Annotated in this window: 11 protein-coding genes; 4 read left to right on the forward strand and 7 right to left on the reverse strand. The window is 70.0% G+C overall.

Annotated features, from left to right (window positions below):
• Nucleotides 1–30: 30 nt before the first annotated feature.
• On the forward strand, nucleotides 31–1,470 hold the full coding sequence (gene hpnJ / locus MNOD_RS33810; protein ID WP_015933457.1) for a hopanoid biosynthesis associated radical SAM protein HpnJ: 1,440 nt from the start codon (nucleotides 31–33) through the stop codon (nucleotides 1,468–1,470).
• Nucleotides 1,471–1,696: 226 nt separating this feature from the next.
• A complete protein-coding gene (gene hpnK / locus MNOD_RS33815; RefSeq protein ID WP_015933458.1) occupies nucleotides 1,697–2,551 on the forward strand; it encodes a hopanoid biosynthesis-associated protein HpnK in 855 nt (284 codons plus the stop codon).
• A 325-nt stretch (nucleotides 2,552–2,876) separates the two neighbouring features.
• Here the strand turns inward: hpnK and hpnN are convergent, their stop codons facing one another.
• Complete coding sequence (gene hpnN / locus MNOD_RS33820) at nucleotides 2,877–5,525, reverse strand: hopanoid transporter HpnN (RefSeq protein WP_015933459.1); 2,649 nt, start codon at nucleotides 5,523–5,525, stop codon at nucleotides 2,877–2,879.
• 419 nt (nucleotides 5,526–5,944) lie between these two features.
• Between hpnN and ispH the strand changes: the two genes are divergently transcribed.
• Together ispH and hpnH are read left to right on the forward strand one after the other, a co-directional pair.
• On the forward strand, nucleotides 5,945–6,871 hold the full coding sequence (gene ispH, locus MNOD_RS33825; protein ID WP_043752846.1) for a 4-hydroxy-3-methylbut-2-enyl diphosphate reductase: 927 nt from the start codon (nucleotides 5,945–5,947) through the stop codon (nucleotides 6,869–6,871).
• A 92-nt stretch (nucleotides 6,872–6,963) separates the two neighbouring features.
• Entirely contained in the window at nucleotides 6,964–8,118 is a 1,155-nt protein-coding gene (gene hpnH / locus MNOD_RS33830; RefSeq protein WP_015933461.1) for an adenosyl-hopene transferase HpnH, read from the forward strand.
• On the opposite strand, the gene MNOD_RS33835 is transcribed toward hpnH, so the two are convergent.
• The 6 genes from MNOD_RS33835 to MNOD_RS33860 form a co-directional block, all read right to left on the reverse strand.
• Nucleotides 8,041–8,781 carry a phosphorylase gene (locus MNOD_RS33835; RefSeq protein ID WP_015933462.1) on the reverse strand — a complete coding sequence of 247 codons (741 nt, stop codon included), beginning with the start codon at nucleotides 8,779–8,781 and terminating at the stop codon, nucleotides 8,041–8,043. The two genes, hpnH and MNOD_RS33835, sit on opposite strands and share 78 nt — an antisense overlap.
• A 153-nt stretch (nucleotides 8,782–8,934) precedes the next feature.
• Nucleotides 8,935–9,723, reverse strand: coding sequence for an SDR family NAD(P)-dependent oxidoreductase (locus MNOD_RS33840; protein WP_015933463.1), 789 nt, complete (start codon nucleotides 9,721–9,723; stop codon nucleotides 8,935–8,937).
• A gap of 197 nt (nucleotides 9,724–9,920) precedes the next feature.
• A complete protein-coding gene (locus MNOD_RS33845; RefSeq protein WP_015933464.1) occupies nucleotides 9,921–10,115 on the reverse strand; it encodes a hypothetical protein in 195 nt (64 codons plus the stop codon).
• A 104-nt stretch (nucleotides 10,116–10,219) separates the two neighbouring features.
• Entirely contained in the window at nucleotides 10,220–10,822 is a 603-nt protein-coding gene (locus MNOD_RS33850) for a glutathione S-transferase family protein (protein ID WP_015933465.1), read from the reverse strand.
• A gap of 101 nt (nucleotides 10,823–10,923) precedes the next feature.
• Nucleotides 10,924–12,150 carry a dienelactone hydrolase family protein gene (locus MNOD_RS33855; RefSeq protein ID WP_015933466.1) on the reverse strand — a complete coding sequence of 409 codons (1,227 nt, stop codon included), beginning with the start codon at nucleotides 12,148–12,150 and terminating at the stop codon, nucleotides 10,924–10,926.
• Nucleotides 12,151–12,325: 175 nt separating this feature from the next.
• Nucleotides 12,326–12,535 carry a NepR family anti-sigma factor gene (locus MNOD_RS33860; protein ID WP_015933467.1) on the reverse strand — a complete coding sequence of 70 codons (210 nt, stop codon included), beginning with the start codon at nucleotides 12,533–12,535 and terminating at the stop codon, nucleotides 12,326–12,328.
• Between the last annotated feature and the right edge of the window lie 184 nt (nucleotides 12,536–12,719).

The following is a 12,719-nucleotide window of genomic DNA, read 5'->3' on the forward strand; positions in this document are numbered from 1 at the left end:
GGCCCCGAACCCCATCGCGAGACGAACCCGATGCGCACCCTCTTCCTTCAGGCCCCCACCTTCGACGGTTTCGACGGCGGCGCCGGCTCCCGCTATCAGGCCAAGCGCGAGATCAAGTCGTTCTGGTACCCGACCTGGCTCGCCCAGCCGGCGGCCCTCGTCGAGAACTCCAAGCTCATCGACGCGCCGCCGCACAACCTCAAGCTCGCGGACGTGACGGCGCAGGCCAAGGACTTCGACCTCGTCGTCCTCCACACCTCGGTGCCGTCCTTCAAGCAGGACGTCGCCACCGTCGCGGCACTGAAGGCGGCCAATCCCAACCTCAAGGCCGGCCTCATCGGCGCCAAGGTGGCGGTGGATGCGCAGGGGTCGCTCGAGAAGGCGCCGGTCATCGACTTCGTGGCCCGCAACGAGTTCGACTTCACCTGCAAGGAGGTCGCCGAGGGCCGCGACCTGTCGCAGATCAAGGGCCTGTCCTACCGCAACGCTTCCGGCGTCATCGTGCACAACGAGGACCGGCCGGTGATGATGGACATGGACCAGCTGCCCTTCGTCACCAGCGTCTACAAGCGCGATCTGGTGATGGAGAACTACTTCATCGGCTACCTCAAGCACCCCTACATCTCGTTCTATTCGGGCCGGGGCTGCAAGTCGCGCTGCACCTTCTGCCTCTGGCCGCAGACGGTCGGCGGCCACACCTACCGGACGCGGTCGGTCGGGCACGTGATCGAGGAGATCAAGTACTGCCTGAAGGCGTTCCCGCAGACGAAGGAATTCTTCTTCGACGACGACACCTTCACGGACAACCTGCCCCGCGCGGAAGAAATCGCCCGCGAGCTCGGCAAGCTCGGCGTGACCTGGTCGTGCAACGCCAAGGCGAATGTGCCGCGCGAGACCCTGAAGGTGCTGCGCGACAACGGCCTGCGGCTGCTCCTGGTCGGCTACGAATCCGGCAACCAGCAGATTCTGCACAACATCAAGAAGGGCATGCGGGTCGAGGTGGCCGAGCGCTTCACCAAGGATTGCCACGATCTCGGCATCGCCATCCACGGCACCTTCATCCTCGGCCTGCCGGGCGAGACCAAGGAGACGATCCAGGAGACGATCAAGTTCGCCACCCGGATCAACCCGCACACCATCCAGGTCTCGCTCGCCGCGCCCTATCCGGGCACCTTCCTGTACAAGCAGGCGGTGGAGAACGGCTGGCTCGACGAGGCGAATGCCGAGCTCGTGGACGAGAACGGTGTGCAGATCGCGCCGCTGCACTATCCGCACCTGTCCCACACCGAGATCTTCAACTCGGTCGAGGATTTCTACCGGAAGTTCTACTTCCGCGCTCCGAAGATCGCCTCGATCGTCGGCGAGATGGTGCGCTCGCCCGAGATGATGAAGCGCCGTCTGCGCGAGGGCGTCGAGTTCTACCGCTTCCTCAAGGAGCGGCAGGCGGGCGGCACCGCCAAGGCCGCGTAACGCTTGGCCCTCGGGACCGTTGCACACGGAACCCCTCTCCCGTCCGGGAGAGGGGTTCTGATCCCAACGGTCATTGAGAATGACCGGTGGTTCCGTTCTCGGATTTTCGCCGAGCCAAAGGCTTGGCATCGACAATTCGAGGTGGGTCAACGGCCCGCTGCGGCAGCACTTGGCTTACGTCAGCAGCCCAGGCCGTTGGTATGATTTGTCGCCGGCCCTTTCCTCCATGACCGCATCCCCCAAGCGCCTCGTCGTCACCTCGGACGATTTCGGCCTGTCGCCGCAGGTGAACGAGGCCGTCGAGGCGGCGCACCGGACCGGGATCCTCTCGGCCGCGAGCCTGATGGTGGCCGCCCCCGCCGCGTCCGACGCGGTGGCGCGGGCGAAGCGGATGCCGTCGCTGCGCACCGGGCTGCATCTCGTCATGGTGGAGGCATGGCCGCTGCGGCCGGCCTCGGAGCTGCCCGACCTCGTGGATGCCGACGGTCTCCTGCGCCGCGACATGGGGCGGCTCGGCCTCGACCTCGCCGTGAAGCCCCGCGCCCGCCGCCAGCTCGCGGCGGAGATCCGGGCCCAGTTCGAGGCCTATCGGGCCACCGGGCTCCCCCTCGACCACGTCAACGCGCACAAGCACTTCCATGTGCATCCGGTGATCGCGGGCCTCGTTCTGGCGATCGGCCGGGATTACGGCATGCGGGCCCTGCGCGTGCCGCGCGAGGACCGGGCGGTGCTGCGCCGGGCGGAGCCCGCTGTCTCGCCGGGACTCGCCCTCGATACGGCGCCCTGGGCCGCATGGCTCGGGCACCGCGCGCGACGCGCCGGGCTCCTCGTGCCGGACGGCGTCCTCGGCCTCGCCTGGTCCGGCCGGATGACGCCGGCCCGGGTTGCCGGCCTGTTGCGGCACCTGCCGGATGGCTTGACCGAGCTCTATGCGCATCCGGCGACGGCGGGCGGGTTCCCGGGCGAGGCGCCGGGCTACGCCTATGCGGAGGAGCTGGCAGCGCTCACGGCGCCGGAGAGCCGGGCCGCCTTCGCCGCCTCGGGCGCGGTGCTCGGCGGCTTCTCGGACTTCCTCATATAGTCAGTCCGGGTAGAGCAGGCGGCATCCGAAGCGGGACCGCTGGCCCGCTGGTCCCGGCAGCCGCTCCCAAGTCGAAACCGGAGATGGCTGTGCCCAGAGGGGCCAAGCCGACGCGCGTCGGAGCCGCCGCGACCCTGATGAGAAACCGACTTCAGTGGAAGCCTCCCCGCTCCTCGTGCTGAGGTGCCGGTGAGGCTGCCGCAGGCGGGAGCGCACAATCAGCCGGTTTCATACGGCTTCCGGTTGATTCCCTCCGAGACGAGTCCGCGCGGGATCCCCTCTCCCACCCGGGAGAGGGGTTCCTGTGATGTCGGCGGCGCGCGCGCTACACGGCTCGCCGCGCCACCACGCCTTCCGGCTCCCGAGCACGCTTTCGCGCCTTGGCGGGCGCGCCCTTTTCCTCGGGCTTCGGCGGCGGGCCGAGGAAGGCCGGCACGATGAAGAAGGCCGCCAGCAGGGTGAAGAACAGCGAGAGCGCGAGCAGCTTGCCCATGCTCGCCGTGCCCGGATGGCTCGACAGGACGAGCGACCCGAAGGCCGTGCCGGTGGTCAGCGCCGAGAAGAAGATCGCCCGCGTCAGGCTGGAGGCCAGCATGTCGGCGACGCCGGCCCGCCACGCGATCACGTAGTAGATGTGGAAGGCCACGCCCACCGCCAGCATCAGCGGCATCGCGATGATGTTGGCGAAGTTGAGCGGCATGCCGATGAGATAGAGCGCCTCCAGCGTCCACAGCGTCGCGAGCACCAGCGGCCCGAGCGCCATGGCGACGTCCCAGGGCCGGCGCAGGGCCACCGACAGGATGATGAAGATCGAGGCGAGGGCTAGGAGGCCGGCCTCGATGAAGGAGCCCAGGATCGTGCCGCTCGACCGGGTGGTGGCGATCGGTGCGCCGGTGGCGTGCGGGGCGACGCTCAGCACCTCCTTGGAGAAGCGGTGCAGCACCGCATTGTCGTTCGAGTTGCCCTTGGGCTGGACCTCCAGGCGCGCGCGGCCGTCCTTGGCGATCCATTCGGACCGGATCTGCTCCGGCAGGTTCTCGAGGGTGATCTTCTCGGGCGAGAGCAGGCCGCTCAGGCGCGCGAGCAGGCCCTTGAGGTCCGGCACGGTCGCGGCGGCGGCGGCCTCGCGCAGGGCCGGCGTGGCGTTGGCGAGGCGGTCGAGCGTCTCCGTGAAGGCGACGATCTCCTTCTGGGGCCCGGTCTCGCCGTTGCCCGCGATGCCGCGCAGGGCCGTCGAAGCCGACTTGATCGCCGCCACCACCTCGCGGTCGCTCGGGGGCGGCGCGACGCGGGGCGGGTTCAGGACCGGCCCGAGCACGCTCGCCGCATCCTCGATCGTGGCGAGCTTCTGGTCCTGGTCGGGTGGCACGAAGGTGTTGATGTCGACGACCCGCGCGACGATCGGCAGCGCCCGCAGCCGCTCGGCCATCGGGGCGGCGGCATCGCGGTTCGGCACCAGCACGTCGATGGTGTTGGGGCTCGTCTGCGGGTCCTTGGCGAGGTCGAGATAGGTCGCGACCGATTCCACCTTCGAGCTGCGCAGGTGCATCGGGTTCGAATCGAAGGGCAGGTAGTAGAGGAGCGGCAGGCCCGCGACCGTGACGAGCCCGGTGAGCACCAGCACCAGCTTGCGGTTGTCGATGATCCAGTGGTCGACCTTGGCGAGCGAGGCGGTGCCGACCTCCTCCTTCTCGCCCGGCGGCTTCATCACGGCGATGAGGGCCGGGAGCAGCGTGAGGGAGAACAGATAGGCGACGATCATGCCGACGCCCGCGATCAGCCCGAGTTCGGACACGCCGCGGAAATCGGTGGGCAGGAAGGAGAAGAAGCCCGCGAGCAGCGAGACCGCCGCCAGCGTCAGCGACCAGCCGACGCCGTGCGCCGCCTTGCGGATCGCCTTGGCAAGGTCCGGCTGGGTGAACCGGTCGGCCCGGTAGCGCACCGCGAACTGGATGCCGAAATCGATGCCGAGCCCCACGAACAGGGCCGCGAAGGCGACCGAGATCGGGTTGAGTTCGCGCACCATCAGGAGCCCGAGCGCCGCCGTGACGACGAGGCCCGCGAAGGTCGTGATCATCACGGCGACCACGAGGCTGGGCGAGCGCAGCGCCAGCCACAGGAACAGGACGATCGCCCCGACCGTGACCGAGTTGTTGAGGAACGCATCGTCCGAGAGGGTCGCGAACTCGTCGTCCGCCACCGCCACCTGCCCGGTGAGCCGCACCGTCACGCCGTTCTGCGGCGTCAGGTTCAGCTCGCGGGCCGTGCGGCGGATGAGCGCGGTGGCGTCGGCTCCCGGCTGCAACTCGTCGAAATCGAGCTTGGGCTGGGTGATGACGAAGCGGCGCAGATCCCCGGTCTCGGCCTTGCCGCCCGAGAGGAGGAGCTGCCAGGAGAGCCGGGCGGGCTCGCCCTTGAGCACCGCCTCGAAGGTGTCCTTAAGCTGGCCGATCGGCTGCGTCAGGTCCTCGATCTTGGCCTGCCCGCCCTTCACGCCCTGGGCGCCGAGCCCCATGGCCTGCAGGATGCCGCGCAGGGACGGATCGGCCGCGAGCGGGCCGAGCAGGCCCTGCTGCTGCACCAGCCGCTCCGTCGTCTGCTCAAGCTCCTTCTGCGACATCAGCAGGAAGCCGTTCTTGTCGAAGAAGGGCCCGCCATCGGGGCGGTAGACGACCGGCAGGCGGTCCTTGTGCTTGGACAGGGCCTCGGCGAGGCGGGAGGCGGCCTCGTCGGCCTGCTCGGGCGTGCGGGCGTCGATCACCGCCACCAGCAGGTTGCTGCGCTGGGGGAAGGCCTGCTCGAACTGGATCTCGTCCTGGCGCCAGCTGACATCCGGGGAGATCAGCCGCTCCACGTCGGTGTTGATCCGGAACAGGTGCGCGGCCGTGAGGGCGCTGGCGAGGGTGATGGCGACCGCCAGCCCGAGGACGAGCCAGCGCTGGCGGACGGAGAGCGCGACGAGCCGTTCGATCACGTTGCCTTGCCTACGGTTGGGGGAAGGTGCCCGGGCCGCACGGCGCGGCCCTGCCCGGATCCCGTCGATTCCGCATCCCGAGCCTCCGCGAACCGCGATCCATGGCGGGGAACGATGCCGGAGGGCGCAGCCTCCGGGCAAGCCGGGCGGCCCCTGGGTCGTTCCGGGACGATGGCGCGCTAAGTAGTGGGCCGAAAGAGGGATTGCAACGCATTGGCTCGAAACGGGTCCGGGACGCGAGAGTTGCAGCGGCCTGCGCGGAGCCATGGCCGCAGGGGCAAGCTTGAGCTTTACTCGCGCAGGATCGCCGCCTTAAGACGGCCCGTCAGCGCCACGCATGCGCCGGATCGGGCGCAAAGCGGCCGTTCTGGCGCATCGGGCGGGGATTCGAGGTGGCGGGAGGACCCGAGCAGACCGGCGTGAGACTCGTCCTGGCCCAGCCGCGGGGCTTCTGCGCCGGGGTGGTGCGGGCCGTCGAGACCGTGGAGCGGGCCCTGGCGCAGTCCTCGGGCCCGGTCTATGTCCGCCATGAGATCGTCCACAACGGACGCGTGGTCGCGGATCTGAAGGCGAAGGGCGCCCGCTTCGTCGAATCCCTCGACGAGGTGCCGGACGGCGCCCTCACCATCTTCTCCGCTCATGGGGTGCCGCGCGCCGTTGAGGCCGAAGCCGAGGCCCGCGGCCTGCCGACGATCGATGCGACCTGCCCGCTCGTCGCCAAGGTCCACGCCGAGGCCCGACGCTACGCCGCGCAGGGGCGCGTGCTGGTGCTGATCGGGCATGCGGGCCATGTCGAGGTGGAGGGGACGCTCGGCCAGGTCGACGGCCCGGTCCATCTCGTCGGCAGCGTGGCGGAGGTGGCGGCGCTCGACCTGAGCCCCGAGACCCCAGTCGCCTACGTGACCCAGACCACGCTCAGCGTCGACGACACGCGCGCGATCATCGCGGCCCTGGCGGCGCGCTTTCCCGACCTTGTGGGCCCCGACACGCGGGACATCTGCTACGCGACCCAGAACCGGCAGACGGCGGTCCGGGCGCTGGCCGAGATCGCCGACCTCATCCTCGTCGTCGGCGCGCGCAACTCCTCGAACTGCAATCGCCTGCGCGAGATCGCCGGCGAGGCCGGACGGCCGAGCCACCTCGTCGAGGGGGCGCAGGATCTCGACCGAATCGATCTCGGGCAGGCCCGGACCATCGGCCTCGCGGCCGGCGCCTCGACCCCCGAAACGGTCGTGCGGGAGGTGATTGCTGCGCTGCAGCGTCGCACCCCGGTTGCGATCTCGGCATTGGAGGGGCTCGAAGAGCGAGTTAGCTTTGCCTTACCGCCGGGTTTGGGGCATGGTTAGAGCCATTCGAACCTAGGTCGCTGGAATTCCGCCGCTTTTCGCGTTAAGGACCCGCGGTTCCACCCCTGCAAGCAAGACAAGGAGCCTCGATCTTGGGCATCCCCCTACGGTACGTCGCGAAGATCGGCGGCTACATCCTCAAGCAGCACCTCACGGGCCGCAAGCGCTATCCGCTCGTGATGATGATGGAGCCGCTGTTCCGCTGCAATCTGGCCTGCGCCGGCTGCGGGAAGATCGACTATCCGGACGAGATCCTGAACAAGCGTCTGCCGGTCGACGAGGCGCTCGAATCGGTTCGCGAGTGCGGCGCCCCCGTCGTCGTCATCGCGGGCGGCGAGCCTCTGCTGCACAAGGACTTGCCGCAGATCGTCGAAGGCATCATCGCGCAGAAGAAGTTCGCGATCGTCTGCACCAATGCGCTGCTGCTCGAGAAGAAGATCTCGCAGTACAAGCCGAGCCCGTACTTCACCTGGTCGATCCACCTGGATGGCGACAAGGAGATGCACGACAAGTCGGTGTGCCAGCGCGGCGTCTACGACAAGGCGGTGGCGGCGATCAAGAAGGCGAAGGACCTCGGCTTCCGAGTCACGATCAACTGCACCTTCTTCAACAACTCGGAAGCCGAGCGGATCGCCGACTTCTTCGACAGCGTGACCCGGATGGGCATCGACGGCATCACCGTCTCCCCCGGCTACGCCTACGAGCGCGCCCCCGACCAGCAGCACTTCCTCAACCGCAAGGCCACGAAGGAGCTTTTTCGCGGCGTGTTCCGCCTCGGCAAGCAGAAGGGCCGCGAGAAGTGGACCTTCCAGCAATCGGGCCTGTTCCTCGACTTCCTGGCCGGCAACCAGAGCTACCATTGCACGCCCTGGGGCAACCCGACCCGGACGGTCTTCGGCTGGCAGAAGCCCTGCTACCTGCTCGGCGAAGGCTATGCCAAGACCTTCAAGGAGCTGATGGAGACCACCGACTGGGACGCCTACGGCACTGGCAACTACGAGAAATGCGCCGACTGCATGGTGCACTCGGGCTACGAGGCGTCCTCGGTGGTCGATTCGGTGCGCAAGCCCTGGAAGCCGCTGGTCTTCGCCCTGAAGGGCATCAAGACCGAGGGCGAGATGGCCCCCGAGATCTCGCTGGAGAATCAGCGGCCGGCGGAGTTCGTGTTCTCACGCAACGTCGCGCAGAAGCTCTCCGAAATCCGGAACGCCGAGGCCGAAGCCAAGAAGCGCGCGACAGCGGCCTAGCGAGGCGAAGGCCGCCGAGGAATCGCGGGCGAGGCGCACCAGCCCGCCCACCTTGGCGGAGCGGCGCGCCAGCGCCGACAGGACGGCGAGCACATCGGGCTCGCCGTTCGGCTTGAGGGCCTTGGCGATCGCGGCGGGCAGCGCCCGGTCGGCGGGGTCGCACACCACCCGCACCGCGCAGAAGGGCAGGCCGTGCGCCTGCGCGAAGGCGGCCGCCACGTGGGATTCCATGTCGACGGCGGCGGCGCCCGTCTCCGTGCGCAGCGTGGCCTTGGCGTAGGGCGACAGCACGGCCGCGTCGACGCCCGCGAGATCCGACCGCACCACCCGGAACGGCGCATCGGCGAGGCGCAGGGCCAGGGCCCGGACCACCTCCGGATGGGCCGCCTGGCGGTGGCCCGCCGCGACGACGCCGGTCGCCACCACCACGTCGCCGGGGGCGAGGTCCGGGTCGAGCCCGCCCGCGATGCCGATGCTCATGACCGCCCGGCAGCCGGGCCGGACCCGCTCCTTCAGGAGTTCCCGCAGCCGCTTCGGATCGCCGCCCGCGCCCAGAGTGGCGACGCCCGGCCCCGCGGCGAGGCGCGCCTCGCGGGCAAGACCGGTCACGGCCAGCACGGGATGCGGCCCGGCCGGGCCGGTGGTGTCCTCGACGACGATCATGCGGGCAGGAGACCTGTATGAAGGGGGGACCGGCGGACGAACTCCGCGAAGCACCCTTCATACCAGGGCGTGTATGGCCGCTCTGTGGCGCATCGGCCACGGTGCGCCGGTGGCGCAGGCGATGGAGGCCGGGCTCCCCGCCGGCACCCGGCTTTAGCTCAGCGCCGCCATGCAGCAGCTTTGGCCGCCATCCACGGGCAGGCAGACCCCGGTGATGAAGCGGGCCTCGTCGGAGGCCAGGAACACCGCCGCATGCGCGATGTCCCAGGCCTCGCCGAGCCGCCCGAGGGGCACGAGGCGGTCGCGCCCGGCATCGCGGGTGCCGGCCGTGCGGCAATCGTCGCGCAGCGAGGTGTCGAGCAGGCCCGGCAGGATCGCGTTCGCCCGGATGCCGTCGCGGGCATATTGTATCGCCACCGCCACCGTCGCCTGGTTCACCGCAGCCTTGGCCGCCGCATAGGCGAAGACCGGCGCGCCGGAGCAGCGGATCGAGGCCACCGACGAGATGTTGACGACCGCGCCCCGGCGCCGCGCCCGCATCCCGGGCAGCACCGCCCGGCAGGTGCGCCAGACGCCGCCGACATTGATCTCGATCGCGCGAAGCCACGCGGCCTCGTCGAGATCCTCCGGGCCGCCCGGTTCGGCGAGGCCGACATTGTTGTGCAGGATGTCGATCCCGCCGAAACGCCGTTCGGTGAAGGCCACTGCGCGCGCCACCGCCTCGCTGTCGGTCACGTCGGCGGCGATGGCCTCGGCCTCGTTCCCCTCCTCGCCGATGAGATGCGCGGTTTCCTCGGCGGCCCCGGCGATCCGGTCGACGCAGACGACCCGCGCCCCCTCGCGTGCGAAGGCCACGGCCGCGGCCTTGCCGTTGCCCCAGCCGGTTCCCGCCGAGCCGGCGCCGAAGACGATCGCGACTTTTCCGATGAGGCGGTCGGGCATGGCGGCATCTCTCCCGTGCCGCGAGACTCGCGAGAAATGCCATTGTCATGCAACGGGCCGCGGAGCAGGACCGCCATCCGGCGCCCGCATGGCTCCTTAGAGCATTTTCCGACGAAGTGGATGCCGGTTCGTCGCAGACAATGCGGCACAATCAAAAACCTGGAGCAGGATCCGGTCCACCGTGAACGGATCCTGCTCTAGGCGGCGCGCATGGCCCGGCGCCAGGTCGCGACGGCGAGGCCCAGAGCCAGCGCCACCTGGAGGAAGTTGCCCTCGCTGAGGAAGGGGGATCCGAGACGGAAGTGAAGCGCGACCTGCACGGCGAGCCCGAGCCCCAGGAAGCCGAGGCAGAAGGCGAGCGCGGCGAGGAGGAGCGCGACGAAGTCGTTCATGGCGTGACCCGATGATGCATCGGAGGGATGAGGCACCGGGGAAGGCGTGCAAGGGCCGCGCCAAGAATGCGGGAAGGAACGCGGGAAGGGAACGCGGGAGGGTGTCAGGCCGGCATCGTCGCCCGCATGGACGGGCGGGCGTTGAAGCGCGCGAACCATGCATCCGCCGCCGGGTAGCGGCCGTGCCAGTCGATCTCGGGGAAGCGAAGGTCCAGGTAGCCGAGGGCGCAGGCGAAGGTGATGGTGCCGATGTCGAGCCGGTCGCCCAGGCTGGGGGCCACCGCCTCGATGCGCTGGAGCGCGCTCTCCATCTTGGCGCGCTGGCCCGCGACCCAGGCCTCCGAGCGCTCGGTCTCCGCCCGCACCCGGCCCTCGTAGACGACGAGGAGCGCCGCATCGAGCAGGCCGTCGCCGAGGGATTGCGCCGCGAGAACGCCCCAGCGGTCCGAGTTGCGCGGGAACAGGCCACCCTGCCCGACATGGTCCAGGTACTCGCAGATCACCCGGCTGTCGGCGAGCACGGTTCCATCGTCGAGGATCAGGGTCGGGACCTGACCGAGCGGGTTATGCGCCACGATGCCGCCGTCCCGGTTTACCGGATGCGCCGCGGCCGGCAGCAGCTCCAGGCGGCCGACGAGGCCGAGTTCGTGGGCCGTCACCATCACCTTGCGCACGAAGGGAGACGTGACCGAGTGGTAGAGCTTCATCGGGACCTCCTGAGCCTCCTGCGCCGAGGCGCCCCATGGTTCGGCGACAGACGTGATCGGGTGGCGGGGAGCCTCGGCCGGATGGCGGGTCCCCGCCTCCTTCAGTAGCGCGGGCGCGAGGCTCCGGCCGGCCTCGCCGGAGCCTGCTTTGCCGAGGCGGGCTTGGCCGAGGCGGGCTTGGGCGTCGCGGCGGTGGCGGCGGGCCGCTCCGCCGGCGGACGCGGGGTCTCGGCCGAGAGGCGCCGCACCGGCCAGCCGTCGCTCCACCGCTCCATGTCGGTGAAGCGGGGATTGGCCTTCAGGGCGGCGGTGTCCTGCCCCGCGAAGGCGGCGGCCGCCGCCATGTCGAACGTCTTCCAGTAGGCGAGATAGTCGAGGCTGTCGGTGCCCGCCCCGTTGATCTGGGCCACCAGGGTGGTCTGCTCGCCGGTGAGCGCCATGTCGGCGGACCACTTGAAGGGCGGCGGCTTCTGCCTGGCGTCTTTCGGCGGCTCGGGCGGCAGCTTGATCGCCGCCGCGTCATAGGCCGGGTTGGTTCCTGCGGGCGAGGCCAGGGTGGCGGAGAGCGCCGGGAAACCGTGATCGTCCGAAAGGGCGCGCATCAGGAGCTTGCGTTCGGGCGCAACGGCCGTGCTCTCGCGCATCAGGCGCCGGGCTGCGAGATCCGCCGCCCGCGCGTCGCGGTCGCCGATGATGGTGATCATCAGCGTTGCCGGGGCGATGCGGCCGAGATCCTGCAGGGCGATGCCGCGGGATTTCTCATCCCGGGCGATGCCGCCCGGCATCGCGCCGAAGAGGAGCTTGGGCACGGGCAGCCCGGTCTCCTGGGCATGGGCCGCGAGGTTGGCGGCGATCGGCACCCCCGCCAGATGGCCGATCAGCGCCACCCGGGCAGGGTCGGGCTTGGCCTCCGCGTCGCCCGCAAGGGCGTCGAGAGCCTCCTTGACGAGGCTCGCGGCGGTCGCGCTGGCATCCGCCGGCCGCGTGCGGTTCACCTCCTGGAAGCGCGGGAACAGCACGAGGTAGCCCTCGCGGGCGAGGTGCTCGATCCAGGAGCCGTAGGATTGGGGGTTGGTCGCACCCCAGGCATGCAGGAACACGACGACGGGGCGCCCCGCCGCAGGAGCCGTGCCGTTGCCGTAGAAGGCGAAGGTGACCGCGCCCGGGCGCCCGAGGGCCCGTTTGACGACGCTCTGGGCGATGTAGGCGGTGCCGCCCGGCCCGTCCTTCGGCTGGGGCGGCGGAGTGGCGGCGCCCGCCTCCCCCATCCCCGCGACGAGGCCGAGTGTCAGCAGGAGGGCGCGGCAGGTGCGGGAGGTAGGGCGCATGCGACCGGGAGACAGCGGGGATCCGCCGGCGGAGGGCCGGACCGTCGATCGGCCCCAACCCACACCAGATCGTCCCCAATCTCAAGGCATCATCGGTGGTGCGGCAACGGTAGGGCGATTCTGTCACTTCCGCGGTACAGTCGCGGCGCCCCTCCTCCCGCCTTTGCCGCGCCGCTCACGCCTGATCGGGGTGCTCCGCGTCGATCGCGTCGAGACGCGCGATGAGCCGGCTCAGCGCCTCGGGCACCGGCTGATCGACCAACTCGGTGTAGAGCAGCCGCAGGTCATGCCCGAGTTTGGCGAGCAGCAGCGCATCCGCCAGCGACGAGGCCGTCGCGTGCGTCTGGCCGAAACTGGCCGCATGGTTGCTCGGGATCACCTTCATGGCGCGTCTTCGGGCGGGGCCCTGTCTCCAGTTCTGGGGATCCACCCGAAACCCGCACGGGATCAGGAGGCGGCAGGTGTCAACAAATCACGAGTAACAACGCGGTCGGTCCGGCCGGGTTGCGTAACGCCTCGCATCCCGGTTCCGGATCAGGGCTGCCCGCGCATTCACCTTGCCGTGCAAT

This window comes from Methylobacterium nodulans ORS 2060, assembly GCF_000022085.1.
In the GTDB taxonomy this organism is placed as follows: Bacteria; Pseudomonadota; Alphaproteobacteria; order Rhizobiales; family Beijerinckiaceae; genus Methylobacterium; species Methylobacterium nodulans.